17 protein-coding genes are annotated in these 21,538 nt (G+C 66.2%); 9 read left to right on the forward strand and 8 right to left on the reverse strand.

Features of this window, described 5'->3' with window-relative positions:
• Positions 1-73: 73 nt before the first annotated feature.
• The 7 genes from arcD to HB860_RS07915 form a co-directional block, all read right to left on the reverse strand.
• Positions 74-1,510, reverse strand: coding sequence for an arginine-ornithine antiporter (arcD, locus tag HB860_RS07885; protein ID WP_247626270.1), 1,437 nt, complete (start codon positions 1,508-1,510; stop codon positions 74-76).
• A 387-nt stretch (positions 1,511-1,897) separates the two neighbouring features.
• Positions 1,898-2,659 carry an SDR family oxidoreductase gene (locus HB860_RS07890; RefSeq protein WP_247626271.1) on the reverse strand — a complete coding sequence of 254 codons (762 nt, stop codon included), beginning with the start codon at positions 2,657-2,659 and terminating at the stop codon, positions 1,898-1,900.
• Between the two features lie 71 nt (positions 2,660-2,730).
• Entirely contained in the window at positions 2,731-3,639 is a 909-nt protein-coding gene (gene mmsB / locus HB860_RS07895) for a 3-hydroxyisobutyrate dehydrogenase (RefSeq protein WP_247626272.1), read from the reverse strand.
• A gap of 59 nt (positions 3,640-3,698) precedes the next feature.
• The gene (locus tag HB860_RS07900) at positions 3,699-4,796 is read right to left on the reverse strand and encodes an enoyl-CoA hydratase/isomerase family protein (protein WP_247626273.1); all 1,098 of its coding nucleotides are present in this window, start codon (positions 4,794-4,796) and stop codon (positions 3,699-3,701) included.
• Positions 4,789-5,586 carry an enoyl-CoA hydratase gene (locus tag HB860_RS07905; protein ID WP_111912052.1) on the reverse strand — a complete coding sequence of 266 codons (798 nt, stop codon included), beginning with the start codon at positions 5,584-5,586 and terminating at the stop codon, positions 4,789-4,791. Before HB860_RS07905 ends, HB860_RS07900 begins: the two co-directional genes overlap by 8 nt.
• A gap of 141 nt (positions 5,587-5,727) precedes the next feature.
• Positions 5,728-6,885, reverse strand: coding sequence for an acyl-CoA dehydrogenase family protein (locus tag HB860_RS07910; RefSeq protein ID WP_247626274.1), 1,158 nt, complete (start codon positions 6,883-6,885; stop codon positions 5,728-5,730).
• A 170-nt stretch (positions 6,886-7,055) separates the two neighbouring features.
• Positions 7,056-8,567, reverse strand: coding sequence for a CoA-acylating methylmalonate-semialdehyde dehydrogenase (locus HB860_RS07915; protein ID WP_247626275.1), 1,512 nt, complete (start codon positions 8,565-8,567; stop codon positions 7,056-7,058).
• A 275-nt stretch (positions 8,568-8,842) separates the two neighbouring features.
• On the opposite strand from HB860_RS07915, the gene HB860_RS07920 reads away from it, so the two are divergent.
• The 9 genes from HB860_RS07920 to HB860_RS07955 all read left to right on the forward strand — a co-directional run bounded on the left by HB860_RS07920 (position 8,843) and on the right by HB860_RS07955 (position 20,659).
• Positions 8,843-9,991 (forward strand): isovaleryl-CoA dehydrogenase, encoded by a 1,149-nt coding sequence (locus HB860_RS07920; RefSeq protein ID WP_247626276.1) that lies wholly within the window; start codon positions 8,843-8,845, stop codon positions 9,989-9,991.
• A gap of 55 nt (positions 9,992-10,046) precedes the next feature.
• Positions 10,047-11,666 carry a carboxyl transferase domain-containing protein gene (locus HB860_RS07925; protein WP_247626277.1) on the forward strand — a complete coding sequence of 540 codons (1,620 nt, stop codon included), beginning with the start codon at positions 10,047-10,049 and terminating at the stop codon, positions 11,664-11,666.
• A 10-nt stretch (positions 11,667-11,676) separates the two neighbouring features.
• On the forward strand, positions 11,677-12,531 hold the full coding sequence (locus HB860_RS07930; protein WP_247626278.1) for an enoyl-CoA hydratase-related protein: 855 nt from the start codon (positions 11,677-11,679) through the stop codon (positions 12,529-12,531).
• Complete coding sequence (locus HB860_RS22170) at positions 12,528-12,662, forward strand: hypothetical protein (protein ID WP_269091827.1); 135 nt, start codon at positions 12,528-12,530, stop codon at positions 12,660-12,662. The genes HB860_RS07930 and HB860_RS22170 overlap by 4 nt, the downstream gene beginning before the upstream one ends.
• Positions 12,659-14,620, forward strand: a complete 1,962-nt coding sequence (locus tag HB860_RS07935) for an acetyl/propionyl/methylcrotonyl-CoA carboxylase subunit alpha (protein ID WP_247626279.1) — start codon at positions 12,659-12,661, stop codon at positions 14,618-14,620. The genes HB860_RS22170 and HB860_RS07935 overlap by 4 nt, the downstream gene beginning before the upstream one ends.
• Positions 14,617-15,588, forward strand: a complete 972-nt coding sequence (locus HB860_RS07940; protein ID WP_202045421.1) for a hydroxymethylglutaryl-CoA lyase — start codon at positions 14,617-14,619, stop codon at positions 15,586-15,588. Before HB860_RS07935 ends, HB860_RS07940 begins: the two co-directional genes overlap by 4 nt.
• 72 nt (positions 15,589-15,660) lie before the next feature.
• The gene (locus HB860_RS07945; protein WP_139439381.1) at positions 15,661-16,074 is read left to right on the forward strand and encodes a MerR family transcriptional regulator; all 414 of its coding nucleotides are present in this window, start codon (positions 15,661-15,663) and stop codon (positions 16,072-16,074) included.
• Positions 16,075-16,377: 303 nt separating this feature from the next.
• Positions 16,378-19,281 carry a DUF748 domain-containing protein gene (locus tag HB860_RS07950; RefSeq protein ID WP_432612673.1) on the forward strand — a complete coding sequence of 968 codons (2,904 nt, stop codon included), beginning with the start codon at positions 16,378-16,380 and terminating at the stop codon, positions 19,279-19,281.
• Between the two features lie 781 nt (positions 19,282-20,062).
• On the forward strand, positions 20,063-20,659 hold the full coding sequence (locus HB860_RS07955; protein ID WP_005315399.1) for an acetate uptake transporter: 597 nt from the start codon (positions 20,063-20,065) through the stop codon (positions 20,657-20,659).
• A gap of 69 nt (positions 20,660-20,728) precedes the next feature.
• Here the strand turns inward: HB860_RS07955 and HB860_RS07960 are convergent, their stop codons facing one another.
• Entirely contained in the window at positions 20,729-21,538 is an 810-nt protein-coding gene (locus HB860_RS07960) for a zinc-dependent peptidase (RefSeq protein WP_247626281.1), read from the reverse strand.

A 21,538-nucleotide genomic window follows, 5' to 3' on the forward strand; every position in this document is an offset into this window, starting at 1 on the left:
AAATGGCGGTCAACTTGACCGCCATTGCCCATAAAAAAAGAGATGGTGTTGCGCCATCTCGTTATTGTGCCGATTAATGCAGGGGAATGGTACCGTCCATCACCTTGTAGAAGGCCAGCACGGCGCAACCGAGCAGGGCCGCCGTCATTCCCCGCTCCAGCCGGTTGAGGCTGCGCAGGCCATGGTGCTGGCGCGCCTTCCAGTAGATGAAGATGCCGGGGCTGTAGAGCAGCGCCACCAGCAGCAGGTACTCCACCCCGGCGGCATAGACCAGCCAGCAGCCGTAGACGGTGGCCACCAGGGCCAGCAGCAGATCACGCTTGCGCTGATGGGGCTGGTGCTCGTAGGTGGTGCCCTGCAGCGCCAGCTTGAGGCCATAGGCGCCGGAGAAGACGTAAGGCACCAGGGCCGCCGAGGTGGCGATGTTGACCAGCGCCAGGTAGGTGCTGCTCTGGAAGTAGATGATGATGAGGAAAGCCTGCACCAGGCAGGTGGAGCACCAGAGCGACACCTGGGGGGAGCCGTTCTTGTTCTCCTTGGCGAACCAGGCCGGGAAGACCCCTGTCTTGCCAGCGATGTAGGGTACTTCCGCCGCCAGCACAGTCCAGCTCAGCAGGGCCCCCATCACCGAGATCACCAGACCGATGTTGATGAGCCAGGCGCCCCAGGGGCCGACCACGGCTTCCAGGATCATGGCGGTGGAGGGATTCTTCAGGGCCGCCAGCTGCGGCTGGTTCATCACCCCGAGGGAGAACAGGGTCACCATGACGTAAAGCGCCAGGGCGCCGAGCAGCGCCAGTACGGTGGCACGGCCCACGTCCTTGCGGTGACGGGCACGGGCGGAGACCACCACGGCCCCCTCGATGCCGATGAAGACCCAGAGCGTCACCTTCATGGTGGACTTGACCTGATCCATCACCGAGCCCAGCTCGGTGTTGCCCTGCCCCCAGATGTCCAGGGTGAAGGTATCCATGTTGAAGGCGAGCAGGACGGCGACGCAGAAGACGATGAGGGGCACCATCTTGGCGATGGTGGTGACTATGTTCACCAGGGCCGCCACCTGGATGCCGCGCAGCACCAGGGCGTGCACCGACCAGATGAGGAGAGACGCGAGGGTAATGGCGACCGGGGTGTTGCCGTCGCCGAAGATGACGTTGTCCGGGGTGTCGAAGAAGTAGCTCAGGGCGCTGAATACCACGATGGCGTAGGAGACGTTGGCCAGCAGCTGGCAGAGCCAGTAGCCCCAGGCGGCGTTGAAACCGACGAAATCACCGAAACCGGCCTTGGCGTAACTGAAGATGCCCCCGTCGAGATCCGGGCGGCGCATGGAGAGGTTCTGGTAGACCAGGGCGAGGCAGATCATGCCAAGACCGGTGATGGCCCACCCCAGGGCGACGGCCCCGGCGCTGGCGTGCGCTGCGATGTTTTGTGGCAGACTGAAGACCCCGGCACCGACCATGGAGCCGATCACCAGCGAAATGAGGGCGCCGAGCCCTAGTTTCTTGTCCATCTCAAACCTGTTTTATTAAGCGGCGGCTGAGCATCCGTATTCATACAGCGCGCGACATGGGAGGGGCGATAAATCCGTACCCCGTGAAAAAGGCGGCAACTATATTGCATGACTATTCCGACCGCAATCCTTCGCAGTGCCAATCATGCACCGCCTTGACCGCGCGCAATTCTACAGCACTCACTCACCCGGCCTGTGAGCTGGTTCAAATTCAGAAAGACCCGTTGATCTTTCACGTTTTTCCATGATGTCAGCCCTGTTTTTCAAAGAAGTCCTGCATGCCCATGCAACGGGTCGCGCTGGGCGTCAGGCAGGTCTTTTGGGTAAAGCGGCCATAAAAATGCCCCTGTGCCAGTGGCAAGGGGCATGGGCGGATCGCCGCCGGGGTCAGAGCCGCAGACCGCCGTCGAGATCGATGATCCGGCCGGACAGGTAGTCGTTGGCGAGGATGAACTGCACCGTCTGGGCCAGTTGCTCCCCCTGCCCCAGGGCACCGACCGGAATGGCCTGCTGCATCCGGGCCATGGCTTCGGGCTTCATGGCCGCCGTCATGTCGGTGGCAAAGACCCCGGGGGCTATGCCCATCACCCGGATGCCGTGGCGGGCCAGCTCCCGCCCCCAGGTCACCACCAGGGAGGCGACCCCCGCCTTGCTGGCGGCATAGTTGCTCTGGCCTATGTTGCCGGCGCGGGCGATGGAGGAGATGTTGATGATGACGCCCCCCTGCCCCCCTTTCGCCATCAAGGCCGCCCCCTCGCGGCCGCAGAGGAAGGTGCCGGTGAGGTTGACGTCGATGACAGCCTGCCACTGGGCCAGGCTCATCTTCTCCACCAGCACCCCCTCTTTGACCTTGATGAGCATGCCGTCCCGCAATATGCCGGCGCAGTTGACCAGGCCATGCAGGGCGCCCAATTGCTCCTCGATGGCGGCGAAGGTCGCCTCCACCTCGGGCTCGCTCGCCACGTTGCAGACGAACAGGGCGCAGCGACCATCCCGGCTGCGCACTTCCGCCTCGGTTACCTCCAGATCGGCGCGGTTGACGTCGACCAGGGCCAGCACGGCACCCTGGCTGGCCAGACGCAGGGCGATGGCGCGACCGAGCCCACGTCCGGCCCCGGTAATGGCAATGACTCTGTTATGAATGTCCATGAATGCTCCTGATGAGATGGCCGGTGACTGTCGAGTAAAAGACTATCGGGTAAGAAGGCGGATAGCAGCGCTTAACCCGGATCTGTCTTGTCCCGATAGAGCTCGAGGATGCTGGAGAAATCCTTGGCCCCCTGCCCCTTCGCCGCATGCAGATTGAAGAGGTTGCGGGCCAGCGCCCCCATGGGCACGGCGCTGTGGGCGTGCTCGGCGAGCGCCATGGCGAGCCCCAGATCTTTCACCATCAGCCGGGTCATGAAGCCCCCCTCATACCCGCGGGACGCCGGAGCGTTCTCCATCACCCCGGGCCAGGGGTTGTAGCGCTCCAGGCTCCAGTTGTTGCCCGAGCTCTTGCCCATGATGGTGGAGAGCACGCCCGGATCCAGCCCCTCCTTGACCCCGAGCGCCAGGGCCTCTGCGGTGCCCGCCATGTGGATGGCGAGCAGCATGTTGTTGCACATCTTGGCGATCTGCCCCGCCCCGAGCGCCCCGGCGTGGAACAGGTTCTGCCCCATGCAGGCGAGCACCGGCTTGGCCGCCTCGAAATCGGTGCTCTCGCCACCGACGATAAAGGTGAGGGTGCCCGCCGCGGCGCCTGCCACCCCGCCCGAGACGGGGGCATCGAGGAAGCGGATGCCCCGCGCCTTCGCCGCCGCCCCCACGGCGCGGGCCGAGGCCACGTCTATGGTGGAGCAGTCGATCACCAGGGCCCCCGCCGGCAAGGCCCCCAGCAGATCCTGGCCACCTCCCTCCGACAGCCAGAGCCCGCGCACATGCTCGCCGGCCGGCAGCATGCTGATGGCCAGATCGCAGCCGGTGACAGCCTCGCGGGCATCCCCGGCGACGATGCAACCGGCCTTGATCGCCCGCTCCAGGCTCTCGGGCACCAGATCAAAGACCTGCACTGCATGGCCCGCCCTGGCGAGGTTCGCGGCCATGGGCCCTCCCATGTTGCCGAGCCCGATAAATCCAATCCTTGTCATGCTTTGCTCCTTGCTCCGTTCGTTATCCGGCCCCTCGTCCGGCGCGCCCCTTGGCAGCGCTAGGCCAGGGGATTTGTCCCCTCGGGCCAGCGATAGAAATCCTCAAGCCACTCGGTGCCGGGCCGGGGCGGCTGCCAGCGGGGGGACTTGTCCTTGTCGATGAGCAGGGCCCGCACCCCTTCCACGAAATCCCCCTTGAGCACGCAGTTGACCGAGAGCGCCAGCTCGTCGGCAAACACCTCGGCCAGGGACTGGCGGCGTGCCTGCCAGTACTGGCGCCAGAGGATGGCACGGCTGATGGGGCTGCCGGCGCGGCAGGTGTCGCGGGCCCGGGCCAGATCGGGTTCGTCCAGCTCGCTCCTGTCCAGCCGGTCCAGCACCCCTTGCAGGGTGCGCCCGGCCAGCAGGGCATGGATCCTCGCCTGATGAGGCAGGACCACGGGGGCCGGCAGCTGCTCGCGGGCCTCGGCGTGCAGCCCGCCCAGTAACGTATCTATCTGCTCGCGCGGATCCCCCTTAGCGGCCCAGTCCAGGGCGGCGAGCCGTGCCGGCAGTTCGGCCCGCTCACAGCTCGTCATGGCGTGATCCGCGAGCCCCAGCCCCAGGGCATCGGCGCCGTTGAAACGGGCACCGGTCAGCCCGAGCCAGAGCCCGAGCCGCCCGGGCATGCGGCTCAAGAACCAGCTGGCCCCCACGTCCGGGTAGAGGCCTATGGTCACCTCCGGCATGGCGAACAGGCTCTTCTCGGTCACCACCCGAAAATCGGCGCCGGCGAAGAGGCCGATACCGCCCCCCATGCAGATGCCGTCCGCCACGCAGACGAGCGGCTTGGTGTAGCCGTGGATGTGGTGATCGAGCCGGTACTCCTGCTCAAAAAAGTCGCGGGCATAGGCAAAGAGCGCCTGTTCGCTCTCCTCCTGCCGGCGGTAATAGAAGGAGCGAATGTCGCCGCCGGCGCAGAAGGCCTTCTCGCCAGCCCCCTGCAGCAGCACGCAAACGATGGCAGGATCCTGCTCCCAGGCCGTGAGCGCGTCTTGCAGGCGCTGGATCATCTCAAGGCTCAGGGCGTTGAGGGAGGCGGGGCTGTCCAGGGTCAGGAGGCCGATGAGGTGCCCGTCCGCCGTGGGATGGGTTGCCAGACGCACGGGCTCAGTCATGGGACTCTCCCGCGCTCTTGTCATAGCGCCAGCGCGGGGCACGCTTCTCGAGGAAGGCGGCCACCCCCTCGCGCTGGTTGGCATCGTCAAACAGGGCCAGGAACAGGCTGCGCTCCAGGGGCAGGGCCGCGTCCCTGTGGCCGCTGCGCCCCTGGTTGATGAGCTGCTTGCAGGCGCGCAGGGCGCTGGGGCTCTGACGCTCCACCCGCTGCGCCATCTGCTGCGCCGCCGTCCAGGCGTGCCCTTCGGTCACCACCTCCTCCACCAGCCCCATCTCGTAGGCCAGGGTGGCGCTCACCTTCTCGCCACAGAGGATCATCCGCTTGGCCCAGCCCGGCCCCACCAGCTCGGTGAGGCGCTGGGTGCCGCCGGCGCAGGGCAGCAAACCCACCGAGGCCTCCGGCAGCCCCAGCAGCGCCTGCTGCTCGGCGATGCGAATGTCGCAGGCCAGCGCCACCTCGAGGCCCCCACCCATGGCAAAGCCATTGATGGCGGCTATGCTGACCCCGTGGAAGCGGGCCAGCGCCTCGAAGGCGCGACCGAAGGCCTCTGCCACCTCGCGGGCGTGCTCCGGGTTGCCGTCGGCAAACATCTTGAGATCGGCGCCGGCGCAGAAGAACTTGTCCCCCGCCCCGCGGATCACCAGGGCCACCACGTCGGGGCGGCTGTCGAGCTCCACCATCATCTGCAAGAAGGCCTGCAGGCTGGCCAGAGTCCAGGTGTTGGCGGGCGGGTGGTCGAGCGTGATGTAGGCAACGTGACCGTGATATTCGAGCCTGATCCTTGTCATTGCACTGTCCTTGTCATTAAACCTGCCGCCATGATGACAGGGTTGAATGGAGCCGAAATTCGGCTGGCTCACAAAGCCTGACGAGGGCGCGGCGCCTGTCAGCCCGCCCCGGCAGCAGTCGGAGGACGGCAGCCGCCTCCCCTACTCCAGCGACAGGCCGGGATCCCCCAGCAGGCGGCGGGCGATGATGAGCCGCATCACTTCGTTCGTGCCCTCCAGAATGCGGTGCACCCGGGTGTCGCGCAGATAGCGCTCAAGCGGATACTCGCGGATATAACCATAGCCACCAAAGAGTTGCAGGGCCTCATCGCAGACGCGATAACCCACGTCGGTGGCAAAGCGCTTGGCCATGGCGCACCAGGCGCTCTTGTCCGGGCTGCCGCCGTCGAGCTTGGCGGCGGCCTGACGCACCAGCAGGCGGGCGGCGGCCAGCTCGGTGGCCATGTCGGCGAGGCGGAACTGCACGCTCTGGAATTCGCTGATCGGGTGTCCAAATTGCTGGCGCTGCTGCACATGGGCCAGGGCGTCGTCCAGCGCCTGCTGGGCAGTGCCCAGCGAACAGCTGGCGATATTGATGCGCCCCCCATCCAGCGCCTGCATGGCGAACCTGAACCCTTCTCCCTCCTCCCCCAGCCGGTAGCGGGCGGGAATGCGCACGGCGCTGAAATTCACCTCCCGGGTCGGCTGACTGTTCCAGCCCATCTTCTCCTCCGCCTTGCCATAGCTCACCCCCGGCGTATCGGCGGGCACCATAAAGGCAGATATCCCCTTGGCCCCCTCCCCCCCGGTGCGGGCCATCACCACCAGCACCTGAGTGCTGCCCGCCCCCGAGATGAACACCTTGCTGCCCTCGATAAGGTAATCGTCGCCCTCGCGCACCGCACGGGTCTTGAGGGCGGCGGCATCCGATCCCGCCCCCGGCTCGGTGAGGCAGTAGGAGCCGAGCAGCTCGCCGCTGGCGAGTCTTGGCACCCACTCTGCGGCCACCTCACTCGGCAGCCAGCTGCCCAGCATCCAGCTCACCATGTTGTGTATGGTCAGGTAGGCCGTGGTGGAGGTGCAGCCCATGGCCAGGCGCTCGAAGATGAGGCTGGCGTCGAGCCGGCTCAACCCCAGGCCGTCATATTGCTCCGGGGTGTAGAGGCCGCACAGACCCAGCGCCGCCGCCTGCTTGATGGTGGGGACGGGGAACTCGTGCTCCCTGTCCCAGCGGGCGGCGTTGGGCTTGAGCGCCAGATCGGCGAAGGCACCGGCCGAGTCGACACAGGCCCGTTGGGATTCGGTCAGGGTAAAGTCCATCTTGTTCGCTTCCTCGTTATCTCGATTGCTTGTCGCAGATCCACCCTTAGATGCAGGGACAGCCAGGGTGGGCGTCGATGGGGATGCCGTCGGCCCATCGGCCACGTCTCACCGCAGGTGGATGGTCGTGGTTGGCGCCGATGGGGATGCCGTCGCCCATCAGCCACTCCTCACCGCAGGTGAATGGTCATGTTGGGTCCGGTCGGTATGTCCTCGTCGAACCAGCGCTCGGTCACCGTCTTGGTCTCGGTGTAGAAACGCACCGCCTGCTTGCCGTAGGCGTGCAGATCCCCGTAGAAGGAGCCGCGCCAGCCGGTGAAGGAGAAGAACGGCAGCGGCACCGGAATGGGCACGTTGATCCCCACCTGGCCCACCGCCACCTCGTGGCGGAACTTGCGGGCCGCGGCGCCACAACCGGTGAAGATGGAGGTGCCGTTGCCATAGGGGTTGTCGTTGATGAGGGCGAGCGCCTCGTCCAGGCTCTCCACCTCCAGGCAGGCGAGCACGGGGCCGAAGATCTCCTCCTTGTAGATACGCATCTCGGGGGTCACGCCACGAAACAGGGTCGGCCCCACCCAGTTGCCCACCGGGTAGCCGGGCACGTCGCAAAAACGCCCGTCCAGCAAGCACTGGGCACCCTCGGCCATGCCTGCTTCAATCAGCCCCTCTACCCTGACTTTCGCCTCAGGGCTGATAAGGGGGCCATAGGCGGCCTCTGGATCATGCCAGACACCGGGCTTGACCCTGGCAAACTCGGCGGCGAGCTCCGGGATCCACTCCCTCGCGCTCCCCACGAAGACCGCCACGCTGATGGCCATGCAGCGCTGGCCGGCGGCCCCCACCCCGGCCCCCACCAGATTGCTCAGCACCTGCCCCTTGTTGGCGTCCGGCATGATCACCATGTGGTTCTTGGCGCCCACGAAGCACTGGGCACGCTTGAGGTGGTCGGTGGCGGTGCGATAGACGTGAGCCCCGACCCGGGCCGAGCCCACGAAGCTCACCGCCTTCACGTCCGGGTGGGCGAGCAGCGCATCCACCTGCTCGGCGCCCCCGTGCACCACGCTGAGGATGCCCGCTGGCGCCCCCGCCTCGGTGAACAGCTCGGCCAGCCGCATGGGAGTGAGGGGATCCTGCTCCGAGGGTTTGAGCACGAAGCCGTTGCCGCAGGCCACCGCCAGGGGGAACATCCAGAGCGGTATCATGGCGGGGAAGTTGAACGGCGTGATGCCGACGCAGACCCCCAGCGGCTGCACCCAGGAGTGGCCATCCACCCGGCGCGCCACGTTGCCCATGGTCTCCCCCATGGTCTGGCTGGCGACGCCGCAGGCCTGCTCCACCACCTCGATGCCGCGCCACACATCTCCCCTGGCGTCCGCCAGGTTCTTGCCCGTCTCCTGGGCCAGCAGGGTCGCCAGCTCGTCGTGATGGGCTTTGAGCAGATGCTGGTAGTTGAACATGACCCTGGCCCGCTCGGGGGCAGGCACCTCCCGCCACAGCAGGTAGGCGTCGTGAGCGCGGCGCACTGCCAGCTCCACCTCGGCCGGGGTGGCTCTCGGCACCCGCGCCAGCAGGCTCTGATCCGCCGGATTGGTCACTTCGATCCAGGCCTCGCTCGCGGAGGGGTACGCCTCGCCGCCAATATAGAGCGGCAGATCCCCGTACTGGGTGTGGTGTTGGTTCATGCCGCACTCTCCTTGGCTGCCCGGTGGCCGGCACAGTGCCAGCGCCCCTCAGGCAGGCCGGCAGACCGGATGCACTCGCTGATCATCTTGCTCGCTCCTTGCGTTTGCCCGCTCGGGGGGATGCCCCTTGCAGTCGGCACTCAACGAATTTACCTTAGACTAACAACTCATTTACGTTTACGCTAACGTAAACTTAAATCACAAATGGACTGACCAGTTTCCCTCCGCTTCGGAGGCGCGAGACGGGTGAGCACCAGAGACCAAGGAGAGCAAGGATGCATGCCCTGATGGATGAAACCCTCCGCGCCCTGACCGAACAGGTCGAGGCCTTCTGCCAACAAGTGATAGCACCGCGCGCCGCCGAGATTGACCAGAGCAACGCCTTCCCCCGCGACCTCTGGCCAAAGATGGGTGAGCTCGGACTGCACGGCATCACGGTGGCGGAAGAGTATGAGGGGGTGGGCCTCGGCTATCTGGCCCATGTGCTGGTGATGGAGCAGGTGAGCCGCGCCAGCGCCTCGGTCGGCCTCTCCTACGGCGCCCACTCCAACCTCTGCATCAACCAGATCCACCGCCACGGCACCCCTGATCAGAAGGCCCGCTATTTGCCTGATCTGGTCAGTGGCAAGCACGTGGGGGCGCTCGCCATGAGCGAGCCGGGGGCCGGATCCGACGTGGTCAGCATGCGGCTCACCGCAGTGCGCGAGGGGGATCACTTCGTGCTGAACGGCAACAAGATGTGGATCACCAACGGCCCGGATGCGGACACCTTCGTCATCTATGCCAAGACGGATCCCGCAGCCGGGGCCAAGGGGATCTCCGCCTTCATCGTCGAGGCGGGCACCCCGGGATTCACCACGGCCCAGAAGCTCGACAAGCTCGGCATGCGCGGCTCCAGCACCTGCGAGCTGGTGTTCGACCACTGCGCCGTGCCGGCAGAGAACCTGCTCGGCCCCTTGCACGGCGGGGCCCGGGTGCTGATGAGCGGCCTCGACTACGAGCGGGTGGTGCTGGCCGCCGGCCCCCTTGGCATCATGCAGGCCTGCATGGACGTGGTGCTGCCCTATGTGCGCGAGCGCAAGCAGTTCGGCCAGGCCATCGGGGAGTTCCAGCTGGTTCAGGGCAAGCTCGCCGACATGTATACCCGCCTCGCCAGCAGCCGCGCCCTGGTCTATTCGGTGGCAAGCGCCTGCGACAAGGGCCATACCAGCCGCAAGGATTGCGCCGCCGCCATCCTCTTTGCCGCCGAAAACGCCACCCAGATGGCGCTCGATGCCATCCAGCTGCTCGGCGGCAACGGCTATATCAACGAATACCCCACGGGTCGCCTGCTGCGGGACGCCAAGCTCTACGAGATAGGGGCAGGCACCTCGGAGATCCGCCGCTGGCTCATCGGCCGCGAGCTGATGGGAGATAACGCATGATGCTGCTCCCTTTGTCACCTGCCATCGGCAACAACAACCAGATGGGAGAGAAACCATGAGCCAGATCCACTCCCGCCTGGATACCACCAGCGCCGAGTTTGCCGCCAATCGGGCCGCCATGCAGGCCCTGGTGGCCGATCTCGATGCCCGCCTCGCCGAGATAGCCCAGGGCGGCGGCGCGGCCAACAATGCCCGCCATCAGGGGCGCGGCAAGCTGCTGCCCCGGGAGCGCATCAATCGGCTGCTGGACCCGGGCTCCCCCTTCCTCGAGCTCTCGGCCTTGGCCGCCTGGCAGGTCTATGAGGAAGCTGTGCCCGCCGCCGGCATCATCACGGGGCTCGGCCAGATTGCGGGCCGGCTCTGCCTGCTGGTGGTGAACGACGCCACCGTCAAGGGGGGCACCTACTACCCGCTCACGGTGAAAAAGCACCTGCGGGCCCAGGCCATCGCCGAGCGGTTGCGCCTCCCCTGCCTCTATCTGGTGGATTCCGGCGGCGCCTTCCTCCCCATGCAGGACGAGGTGTTCCCCGACCGGGAGCACTTTGGCCGCATCTTCTACAACCAGGCCCGCATGTCGGCCCAGAACATCCCCCAGCTCGCCGTGGTGATGGGGCTGTGCACCGCAGGGGGCGCCTATGTGCCCGCCATGGCGGATGAATCCATCATGGTAAGGGAGCAGGCCACCATCTTTCTGGCAGGTCCGCCCCTGGTCAAGGCTGCCACCGGCGAGGAGATCAGCGCCGAGGCCCTGGGGGGCGCCCTGGTGCACTGCGCCCACTCCGGGGTGGCAGACCACCTGGCCGAGGACGACGCCCATGCCCTGGCCATCGCCCGCACCCTGGTGAGCAATCTGGGGGAAAACCGCATGCCAGCCTCGGGCTTGCCTGGGTGCCACCCGAGCTACGAGGAGCCCCTCTACCCCGTGGAGGAGCTCTACGGCCTGGTGGGCACCAACCTCAAGCGCCCCTATGACGCCCGGGAGCTCATCGCCCGCCTGGTGGACGGCTCCGTGTTCGACGAATTCAAGGCCCTGTTCGGCGCCACACTCGTCACCGGGTTTGCCCGCATCCAGGGCATGCCCGTGGGGATCCTCGCCAACAACGGCGTGCTCCACAGCGACAGCGCCCAGAAAGGGGCCCACTTCATCCAGCTGTGCAACAAGCGCGCCATTCCCCTGCTGTTCCTGCAGAACATCACCGGCTTTATGGTGGGCAGCCAGGCGGAAAAGGAGGGGATCGCCAAGCATGGCGCCAAGCTGGTCACCGCCGTGGCCTGCAGCCGGGTGCCCAAGATCACCCTGATCGTCGGGGGCAGCTTCGGCGCCGGCAACTACGGCATGTGCGGCCGCGCCTATGAACCCGACTTTCTGTTCAACTGGCCGGGCAGCCGCATCTCCGTCATGGGGGGCGAGCAGGCGGCCGGAGTGCTGGTGCAGGTACGCCGGGACAAGCTGGCGGCCGACGGCAAGACCCTGGGGGATCAGGAGGCGGACGCCATCCGCGCCCCCGTCATCGCGCAATATGAACGCCAGGGGCACCCCTACTACGCCAGCGCCAGGCTGTGGGATGACGGCGTCATCGATCCCGCCCAGAGTCGCACCGTGCTGGCCCTGGCGCTGGCCGCCTGCCAGGGGGCCGCGACCGGCCCGGAACAGTACGGCATCTTCAGGATGTAAGGAGTTCGACATGTCCGATCCACTGTGCAATGACCCCCTGGCCGGCTGCCGGCTTGAGCGCCACGGTCCGCTGGTTGAGCTGGTGCTGGCACGCCCCGCCCGCCACAACGCCCTCGATGCCGATCTGATGCAGGAGCTGCTCGATTACCTGGGGGATCTTGCCCATCGCCACGGCCAGCCCCTGGCCGAACGCCCCCATGTCCTGCTGCTGCGGGCAGAGGGCAGGCACTTTTGCGCCGGCGCCGATCTCAACTGGATGCGTAACCAGCTTCAGGGCGACTTCGATCCCAGTTCGTTTGAAAAGAACCGGGAGGATGCCCGGGCGCTGGCTAGGCTGATGCAAGCCCTGGACGAGCTGCCCTTCCCCACCGTGGCCCTGGTGCAGGGGGCGGCCTATGGCGGAGCGCTCGGCCTCCTCTGTGCTTGTGACATAGTGCTGGCCAGCGAGGACGCCCGCTTCTGCCTCTCAGAAGTGAGCCTGGGGCTGGTGCCTGCGGTGATCAGCCCCTATGTGGTGCGTGCCATGGGGATGCGCCAGGCCCGCCGCTACATGCTGAGCGCCGAGCCCTTCGATGCCATCACCGCCTGCCGCCTCAACGTGGCGCACCGGCTCTGTGCACCGGAGCACCTGCTCTTGGAGGGCCGGGCCTTGGGCATGCGTCTGTGCCGCAACGGCCCGGAGGCGATGAAGGAGACCAAGCGGCTGCTGGCCGCCATCGAGCACCAGCCCGGCCATCAACACGAAGAGATAACCGTCGAGACCATAGCCCGGGTACGGGTCGGACTCGAAGCCCAGGAGGGGATGCAGGCCTTCTTCGACAAGCGCCCCCCCAGCTGGCGCCCCCGTTTCAAGGATGAGACATGACTCAATACCAGCCCATCAAACGCCTGCTGATCGCCAACCGCGGCGAGGATAACCGGGATGCGGATCAACGCTTTTCGCCTCTCAATCTCTTCATGAACGAGTGTGCCTTGACGGACGAGGAGCAGACATGACACATCAGGCTCCCATCAAACGCCTGCTGATCGCCAATAGAGGCGAGATCGCGGTACGTATCATCCGGACCGCCCGCCGCCTCGGCATTCACACCATAGCCCTCTACTCGGACGCCGACGCCCGCGCCATGCACGTGCGGGAAGCCGACGAGGCCTGGCACCTGGGGCCAGCCCCGGCGCGGGAGAGCTACCTCGACGCCGCCAGGGTGCTGACAATGGCCCGCGAGGCCGGGGCCGACGCCGTGCACCCCGGCTACGGTTTTCTGTCGGAGAACAGCGACTTTGCCAACGCCTGCGAACAGCGGGGCTTGCGCTTCATCGGCCCGAGCGGCGCCGCCATCCTCGCCATGGGGGACAAATCCGGCGCCAAGGCACTGATGCAGGCGGCCGGCGTGCCCGTGCTGCCCGGCTATCACGGCGCGGATCAGACGCAGGCCTTGCTGCGTGATCAGGCGCACCAGGTCGGCTTCCCGCTTCTTATCAAGGCCGCCAGCGGCGGCGGCGGCAAGGGGATGCGCCGGGTCGAGCAGATAGACGAGTTTGACGCCGCCCTGGCGGCGGTGAAACGGGAGGCCCTGGCCGCCTTCGGGGATGACAGGGTGCTGCTCGAGCGCTACCTCCCCCGCGCCCGCCATGTGGAGGTGCAGATCTTCGCCGATACCCTGGGCCATGCCATCTACCTGGGGGACAGGGACTGCTCCTTGCAGCGCCGCCACCAGAAGGTGATCGAAGAGGCCCCCGCCCCCAACATAGCCCCGGCGCTGCGCCGCGCCATGGGCGAGGCCGCCGTGGCCGCCGCCCGGGCCATCGACTATGTGGGGGCCGGCACCATAGAGTTTCTGCTGTGCGGGGACGAGTTCTTCTTCATGGAGATGAACACCCGGCTGCAGGTGGAGCACCCGGTCACCGAGGCCGTCACCGGCCAGGATCTGGTGGCCTGGCAGCTGGCGGTCGCCGAGGGCCAGCCGCTGCCCCTCACCCAGGAGGAGGTGGTGCTGGGCGGCCATGCGGTGGAGGCGCGCCTCTACGCCGAGGACGTCGGGGCAGGCTTCTTGCCCGCCAGCGGCCCCATCCAGTGGCTCCACTGGCCACAGGGGGTACGCATCGACACCGGGGTCGCCGCCGGCGATGAGGTGAGCCCCTATTACGATCCCATGATCGCCAAGCTGATCGCCCACGGTCAGAGCCGCGCCGAGGCCTTCGCCAGGCTGGCCGATGCCCTGGCGGCCCTGAGTCTCGGCCCCCTGGTGCACAATGGCCCGCTGCTGCTGCGTCTGTGCGAGGAGCCGGAGGTGCTGGCCATGGTGCACCACACCCAGTGGCCCATTCCGACCGAAACGCTGGCCATACCGGACCTCGCCTGGCCGCTGGCCACCCTCTGGCTCGCCAGTCGCACCGGCCCCTCCCCCTGGCAGCAGGCCCCCGGTTTTCGGCTGGGCGAGAGCAGGAGCCTGACGGCGGCGGTACGGATCGGCGAGGAGGCCCGGGTGCTGACCCTGACCGAGCGCGCCGGTCGGCTCACATGGCAGGGGGAAACCTGCCCCTATGAGCTCGGCACTGATTTTGTCCGCCTGCAGCGGGCGGGCCGCTGGGTGCGCTGCCCCGTCACCCCGGCGGCAGAGGGCGCCTTCGTGCTGCACCTCGATGGCCAGCGCATTCCCTTCGCCGCCGATGATCGGCGCCACAGGCCGCATCATGATCACGACGGGGCCCAGGGCGCCGTGGCCCCCATGCACGGCATCGTGGTGGCGCTGCTGGTCGAGGTCGGGCAACCCGTCGGCAAGGGGCAGCCCCTGCTGGTACTGGAGGCGATGAAGATGGAACACGTCTTGAAAGCAGACAAGGAGGGGGTGATCACCGCCCTCTCCTGCCGCCAGGGGGAGCAGGTGAGCCAGGGCGCCGTGCTGGTGCACTTTACCGACCCGAGCGCAGAGAACGCCGAAGGAGGTGCAGCATGAGCAAGGAGCATGGCACCCCCGTCGACAGGGTCAGCCTGGTGGAGGTGGGGCCCCGGGATGGGCTGCAGAACGAACCCCGCCTGTTGTCGCTGGCGCAGCGGCTGACATTGATCAACCGTCTCGCCGAGAGCGGCCTGCAACGGATCGAGGTGGGGGCCTTCGTCTCCCCGAAGCGAGTGCCGCAGATGGCGGACTCCGCCGAACTGTTCAAGGCGCTGCCCCGCAAGGGAGCGACCCGCTACGGCGCCCTGGTGCCCAACTTGCAGGGCTTGCAGGCCGCAATCCAGGCCAGGGTCGACGAGATAGGCCTCTTCACCGCCTGCTCAGACGGCTTCACCCGCGCCAACATCGGCATCGGCGTCGAAGAGTCACTGATCCGCTTCGCCCCTCTGGTGACGGAGGCACGCCGCCTCGGCATCAAGGTGAGGGGCTACCTGTCCACCGTCATCGCCTGTCCCTATGACGGCCCGACCCGCCCGAAACGGGTCGCCGCCCTGGCCGAGCGGCTGCTGGATCTCGGCTGCCACGAGATCTCCCTCGGCGACACCATAGGGACAGGCACCCCGGGCACCGTAGCCCCCATGCTGGATGCGGTGCTGCACGAAGTCCCGGCCGGCCGGCTCGCGGTGCACTTTCACGACACCTATGGCCAGGGGCTCGCCAACCTGCTGCCGGCGCTCGAGCGCGGCATCCGCACCATAGACTGCTCGGTGGCGGGGCTGGGTGGCTGCCCCTATGCCCCCGGGGCCTCCGGCAACGTCGCCTCGGAGGAGGTGGTCTACCTGCTGCACGGCCTTGGCATGAGCACAGGGGTGAACCTCGACAGGCTGGCCGCCACCGGCCAGTGGGTGAGCGAGCAGCTCGGCCGCCCCAACGGCTCTCGGGTCGGGCAGGCGCTCCACGCCAGGGCCAGAGAGCTGCAACCAGGACTCGATGAGATAGCACAAGGAGAGTGCCATGACCCCTGAAAGCGCCCCCGCCGGGAAGAAGAGCGGCAGCATGTCGTCATGTCAGGAGGTTGACCCATGCAGGATCAGGCCATGAGAGGCGGCAGTTTCTGCGGCAAGGAGAGAACCTACAGCATCTCCGAGCTGGCTCAGGAGTTCGACATCACCCCGCGCACCATCCGCTACTACGAGGACGAGGGGCTGATCACCCCGGCCCGGGAGGGGCAGACCCGCATCTACAGCCACAAGGACAGGATCCGCCTGAAACTGACCCTGCGTGGCAAGCGGCTCGGCTTCAGCCTGGCGGAGATCCGCGAGCTGTTCGACATGTATGACACCGACCGCTCGAGCCGGATGCAGCTGCACTCCATGATCCAGCTCATAGAAGCGCGGCGCCACTCCCTGCGCCAGCAGCTCGAAGACATCCAGATGGTGATGGCAGAGCTCGATGCCGCCGAGCAGCGCTGCATCCACTCCCTCGGCGGCTTGAAGACAGACGCGGATTGACGGGCGCTGGGGGGCGCTCGCCCCCGAATGACGTCATGGCCCTGACAAGGATCCCCTGCTCTCAAGGCCTGGCGCCGCACACCCCGCTGGCCTGCGCCGCCCACCCGAGTTGGCGCGAAAGGCTGCCGACGGCTCAATCTCCCCCCATCCCGAACAGCAAGGCCCCTCGGCCAAAAAGAGTCCCGACCTGGCGCGGGAGGCCGAGCCTTGCTCGATAATTCAGCTAACCCGGACAGAGTAAGGCGCAGCCCGAGAGCCATACCATGATCGAACGGCGATTAATTGCTACCATGTGCGCATCCAATGGAGACCATCATGCTCAAGCCTCTGCCCGCTCGCCTGTTGCGTTACGCCCTCTATCTTGTCGCGCTCTTGCTCATCTGCGTCACCATCTTGCTCTGGCAAGCCCCCAACCTCATCCAGCGCCACCTGCCGGGCTGGCTCGCCACCCATTATGGGCTGCAGCTCACCCTGGGAAAGATAGAGGTCGGGCTGCGCTCCCCCTCCCTCGTGCTGGGGCCCAGCGCCCTGCTCGATGAGCGGCAGCAGCCCCTGCTGTCGTTCGAAGAGCTGAAGGTCATTCCCGCCTTGAAAGCGAGCTGGCGCCAGAGAGCCCTGGTACTGGAGGAGCTGACCCTGACCACCCCCAAGGTGAGCCTGGTGCGCCTGGCGGATAACAAGGGAGAGGCCAGTTTCAACCTGACCGAGGCCCTGACCCCCCTGCTCGACGCCCTGCAGACCAGGGAGCCAGCGCCATCGACCGGCGAGCCCCTGGTGGTGAGCATCGGCAAGCTGGCCCTGGTCCAGGGGCAATTCCACTACCGCGATAGCCGCAAGCAGCGCAGCCCGAGCTGGCTGCCGCCTCTCACCCTCGGCAAGATAGCCCTGCAGCTGCCCGATTTTTCCAGCGCGCCAGCGGCCCTCAACCGCTATCGGCTGAGTGCGACCCTCAATGAGAAGAGCCCCCTCAAGGCCGACGGTGAATTCGACATCATGACAGGGGCCGGCAAGGGGCAGCTCAGCCTCGGCAAGGTCGCCCTCGCCCCCTTCTCCCCGCTCTGGGCCCCCTATGTCAAGGCCACCCTGGCCAGGGGCGAGGCCAGCGCCGAGCTGGCGTACCGGCTCACATCCGGCAAGCAGGGGCTGGCATGGCAGATCGCCAAGGGCAGGCTGACCCTGGTCAACTGGCAGCTCAAGAGGGCAAAGGGCGGCGAATTTGCCCGCTTCAACCAGCTGGCCCTGACCGGGATCCGGGTCGATGGCAGCAAGCAGAGCCTTGAGCTGGATGCCGCCACCCTCAAGGCCCCCGCCGTCACCGCCGTGCTCGATGAGAAGCAGCAACTGGACTTGGCCGCGCTGCTGATCTCGCCGCCCGGCGCCACAGCGGCGGCCAAACAGCCGACAGCGAGCAAGCCCTGGCGCTGGCAGCTCAGAGAGGCCCGCATCAGCCAGGGGGCGCTCAAGCTGACCGAGTCCAGCAGCGGCAAGCCCCTGCTGCGGGAGCTCTCGGGATTGGAGCTCACCCTGGGCCCCCTCGGCAGCCAGCCCGGCCAGAGTAGCCCCCTCACCCTGACCGGCACACTCCCTCCCCAGGCGACATTGGCCTTTGATGGCACCCTGGATCTTGGCCCCTTCGCCCTGAACGGCACCCTCAAGCAGCAGGGCCTGCCGCTCACCCTGGCCCAGCCCTACCTGCAGGATCTGCTGCGCGTCAGCGTGCGGGACGGCCGGCTCGCCAGTCGCACCCGGCTGGACTTTGCCACCGATGACAAGGGGGCCCTCAGCAAGCTGGCGCTGAGCGGCGGGCTCGACATCGAGGGGCTCAACGTGCTGGATCGGGCCGACAACCAGCGACTGCTGCAGATAGAGAAGCTACAACTGAGCGGGCTGCACTATGACGGCATCAGCCAGCAGTTGAAGATAGCCGACATCCTGCTGAGCAAACCCTTCGCCCGCATCGAGATCAATGAGGAGGGTGTCACCAACGTCCAGCAGTTGCTGCTGCCGCAACCGGCCAGCAAGCAGAGCGCGCCCGCACCGCACATCCTCATCGACCAGGTCCGCACCACCCAGGGCAACCTGCGTTTCGCCGATCGCAGCCTGAGCCCGGAGTTCGTGGTGGACATCGCCTCCCTCGCGGGCCAGAGCCGCCACATCACCAATGTCCCGGGGCAGCGCTCCGAGCTCGACTTCAACGGCAAGGTGGACAGATACGCCCCGGTGACCATCAAGGGGGGCGCCAACCTGCTGATCGAGGATCCCGTGCTCGACGTCGCCGTGGCCTTCAACAACCTGGAGCTCACCACCTTCACCCCCTACTCCAGCACCTATGCCGGCTACGCCATCGACAAGGGGCAGCTCTCCATGAAGCTCAACTACAAGTTGCAGGGCAACCGGCTGGAGGGGGACAACGACATCACCATCAAGAAGCTGCAACTCGGCGAGAAGGTCAAAAGCGAGCAGGCCAGGGATCTGCCGCTGGGGCTCGCCATCGCCCTGCTGAGCGACGCCAGCGGCGTCATCAAGATGAACCTCAAGGTGAAAGGCAACCTAGATCAGCCGGATTTCAGCCTGGGCAACATCTTCTGGGACGTGCTCGGCAACACCTTGAGCAAGGCCATCACCTCCCCCTTCTCCCTGCTGGCGTCCCTGACAGGGGGCACCAAGGATCTCGATGAGCTCCCCTTCCTGCCCGGCGATCCCGCCCTCACCCCGAGCCAGCAGAACAAGCTGACCACCCTGGCTCAGGCCCTCAAAGACAGGCCCAGGCTCAGCATGAACATCCGCGGCAAGGTCAACTTCAACGAGGAGCGCCCCATACTGCAGCGCCAGAAGCTGGAGCGGGTGCTGGCCAAGATCACCGGCAACCCGGTGGATCTCGCCCTGCTGGAGCAGGATCCCGCCCTGCAGAGTGCCCTGGCCGAGGCCTATGAGGCCAAGTTCAAAGAAGATCTCGGCACCCTAGCCGATCGCCTGGCGCTCCCGGTCCAGAGCCCGGCCCTGCGCACCCAGGCGGTGATCCTGCTGCGGGACCAGCAGCTGATCACCGCCAAGTCCCTGCGCAACCTCGCCATGCGCCGGGCCCAGAACACCAAGGAGTACCTGGTGGATACCCAGGGCATCACGCCGGATCGCCTGTTCGTGCTCGACAGCCAGGTCAAGGAGAGCGACAAGGAGGCCAAGGTGGTCCTCACCCTGGACAACTGAGCCGCAATGATGGCCCCGGGAAGGGGGGATTTCCCCCCTCTGGCTCGCGCCCTCGGCCCCTCTTTTTGCTCCCTTCTCTGCTCCCTTCTCTGCTCGCCGCTTTGCTTGCTTTCTTGCTAACCGCAGGCCCCTGGCCCTGCACTATCCCTTGTGACCGGGCACCAGCCCGAGAGGGTGGAAAATCCGGCGCTCCCGCACAGGCCAGCTTCCAGGCGCACCTCCGTGAACCTGCACTTCCCCCTCAGGCCGGTTGGCGGCTGATATGCTCGCCTTCCTGTACCCGTGCTTCCTGAAGGAGGCTTCCCGGCTTTGCTGGCCGATCTCCTGGCTCGGGACCAGCACCACCCCCCTGCCCGGCCCCGAGGGCGGTCATGCCTGACCCCGAGCCCCCCCTGCCTGGCGGCGGGGCTGTGCCGTCAATCAGCAGAGGATTCCAGTTGATCAAGTGGCGCTGAACACTTCTTGTCTGATGGCATATGAGGTGAATTTTCAACCCGACATCGCTTGTTCCAACGCGCGGTGGGCCCGCAACCCGGTCATAGCCGCAGACACGCCTTTCGTTGCCCGCTTTCATTTCGGGAGCCTTTCATACAAAAAAGCAACATTGAAAACGTTATCCATTCACCTGTCGTCTACCTGAATGGCACGAATGGTTGGTCACTTAAAATTTCCTGTCATTTTTTTACCATTTAGCCTCCTCACCCCCTTGCTCAGGGCCGAGAGCCTGCCTAAAATCGCGCGTCTTTTATCAACCCCCACCTCTATTTTTGGAGAACGCCACGTGAGCGAAAAATTGGCCAACCCTGCCCCTCTGGGTCTGATGGGTTTCGGTATGACCACCATTCTGCTGAACATCCATAACGCAGGTTTCTTCCCCATCAGCGCCATGATCCTGGCCATGGGCCTGTGCTATGGCGGTCTGGCCCAGATCATCGCCGGCATCATGGAGTTCAAGCGTGGCAACACCTTCGGTGTCACCGCCTTCATCTCCTACGGCACCTTCTGGTGGAGCCTGGTGTTCCTGCTGGTGATGCCGACCATGGGTCTGGCCGAAGCCACTCCCCACGCCTACATGGGCTGGTATCTGCTGATGTGGGGCATGTTCACCCTCTTCATGCTGGTCGGCACCGTCAACTTCCCGCGCGTGAAGCAGTTCGTGTTCGCCTCCCTGACCGTGCTCTTCTTCCTGCTGGCCGCCCGTGACTTCACCGGCAGCACCCTGATCGGCACCATCGCCGGTTTCGAAGGGATCATCTGCGGCGCCAGCGCCATCTACCTGGCCATGGCCACCGTGATCAACGAGCAGTTCGGCCGTACCGTGCTGCCCATCGGCGATCACAAGAAAGCCGCCGCAGTCCAGCTCAAGGCTGCCGCATAATCTGCCGCGCCCATGCAAAAGGCACCCTCGGGTGCCTTTTGTTTTTCTGTCGCCTAGGCATAGAGCCCGTCAGCTGTGCAGCTCGCCATCCCCTGCCAGCCATCGGGTAGCCGGGAAGCGGGCGGCAGGCTGCTGACCATAGAAGCGGGCGAGCTGCTCGTAGACGGCGGGATAGACGGCCCTCAGACGCAGGGGCTCGGTGAAGAAGCTCTCGCTGCACACCGCGAAGAACTCGGCGGGATGGGTGGCGGCATAGGGGTCTATCTGGGTCACCTCTCCCCTGGCCAGCGCGGCATTCATCTCATCGAACGCGCCCTGCAGTGCCTGGGTCCATTGCCGCTGATCCATGCCGCTCGGGAGTGGCGGCCCGCCGTCGGCATCCCCCCCCAGCATGTCGAGCTTGTGCGCCAGCTCGTGGATCACCAGGTTGAAACCATCCCAGTCCCCATCCTGCTGCAACTCGCTCCAAGCCAGCACCAGGGGCCCCTGGGGCCAGGACTCGCCGGCGTTCTCCTCTTCAAACTCGCTCACCAGCCCGAACTCGTCCTGCACCTCCTGGCGGCGGGTGACGGGTTCGGGGATGATGATCACCTCGTGAAAGCCGCGATACCACTCCAGCCCAAGATGCAGTATGGGCAGCACAGCCTGCAGGGCCAGCACTCCCTGCTGACGGGGGGTGAGCTCGACCCCGATCTGGGTCAGCGTCTTGCGGGAGAGGAAGTGGCGGGCCAGTTCGATCAGCTGCTGCTCTTCATCGTGGGAGAAGCCCTGCAAGATGGGCACGGCCGCCAGGGCCTGCTGCCACTCCAGCGCCTCGGGGGCATGACGCTCCCCGGGGGATGCAAGACCGAATACCGCTTTCAACCTGGACCAGAACAC

This window comes from Aeromonas genomosp. paramedia, from assembly GCF_023093515.1.
Lineage (GTDB): Bacteria > Pseudomonadota > Gammaproteobacteria > Enterobacterales > Aeromonadaceae > Aeromonas.

Bases quoted from the DNA above. Each gene is read 5' to 3' on its own strand.
- arcD (WP_247626270.1), bottom strand. From the start codon at position 1,510: ATGGACAAGAAACTAGGGCTCGGCGCCCTCATTTCGCTGGTGATCGGC.
- HB860_RS07890 (WP_247626271.1), bottom strand. From the start codon at position 2,659: ATGGACATTCATAACAGAGTCATTGCCATTACCGGGGCCGGACGTGGG.
- mmsB (WP_247626272.1), bottom strand. From the start codon at position 3,639: ATGACAAGGATTGGATTTATCGGGCTCGGCAACATGGGAGGGCCCATG.
- HB860_RS07900 (WP_247626273.1), bottom strand. From the start codon at position 4,796: ATGACTGAGCCCGTGCGTCTGGCAACCCATCCCACGGCGGACGGGCAC.
- HB860_RS07905 (WP_111912052.1), bottom strand. From the start codon at position 5,586: ATGACAAGGATCAGGCTCGAATATCACGGTCACGTTGCCTACATCACG.
- HB860_RS07910 (WP_247626274.1), bottom strand. From the start codon at position 6,885: ATGGACTTTACCCTGACCGAATCCCAACGGGCCTGTGTCGACTCGGCC.
- HB860_RS07915 (WP_247626275.1), bottom strand. From the start codon at position 8,567: ATGAACCAACACCACACCCAGTACGGGGATCTGCCGCTCTATATTGGC.
- HB860_RS07920 (WP_247626276.1), top strand. From the start codon at position 8,843: ATGCATGCCCTGATGGATGAAACCCTCCGCGCCCTGACCGAACAGGTC.
- HB860_RS07925 (WP_247626277.1), top strand. From the start codon at position 10,047: ATGAGCCAGATCCACTCCCGCCTGGATACCACCAGCGCCGAGTTTGCC.
- HB860_RS07930 (WP_247626278.1), top strand. From the start codon at position 11,677: ATGTCCGATCCACTGTGCAATGACCCCCTGGCCGGCTGCCGGCTTGAG.
- HB860_RS22170 (WP_269091827.1), top strand. From the start codon at position 12,528: ATGACTCAATACCAGCCCATCAAACGCCTGCTGATCGCCAACCGCGGC.
- HB860_RS07935 (WP_247626279.1), top strand. From the start codon at position 12,659: ATGACACATCAGGCTCCCATCAAACGCCTGCTGATCGCCAATAGAGGC.
- HB860_RS07940 (WP_202045421.1), top strand. From the start codon at position 14,617: ATGAGCAAGGAGCATGGCACCCCCGTCGACAGGGTCAGCCTGGTGGAG.
- HB860_RS07945 (WP_139439381.1), top strand. From the start codon at position 15,661: ATGAGAGGCGGCAGTTTCTGCGGCAAGGAGAGAACCTACAGCATCTCC.
- HB860_RS07950 (WP_432612673.1), top strand. From the start codon at position 16,378: ATGGAGACCATCATGCTCAAGCCTCTGCCCGCTCGCCTGTTGCGTTAC.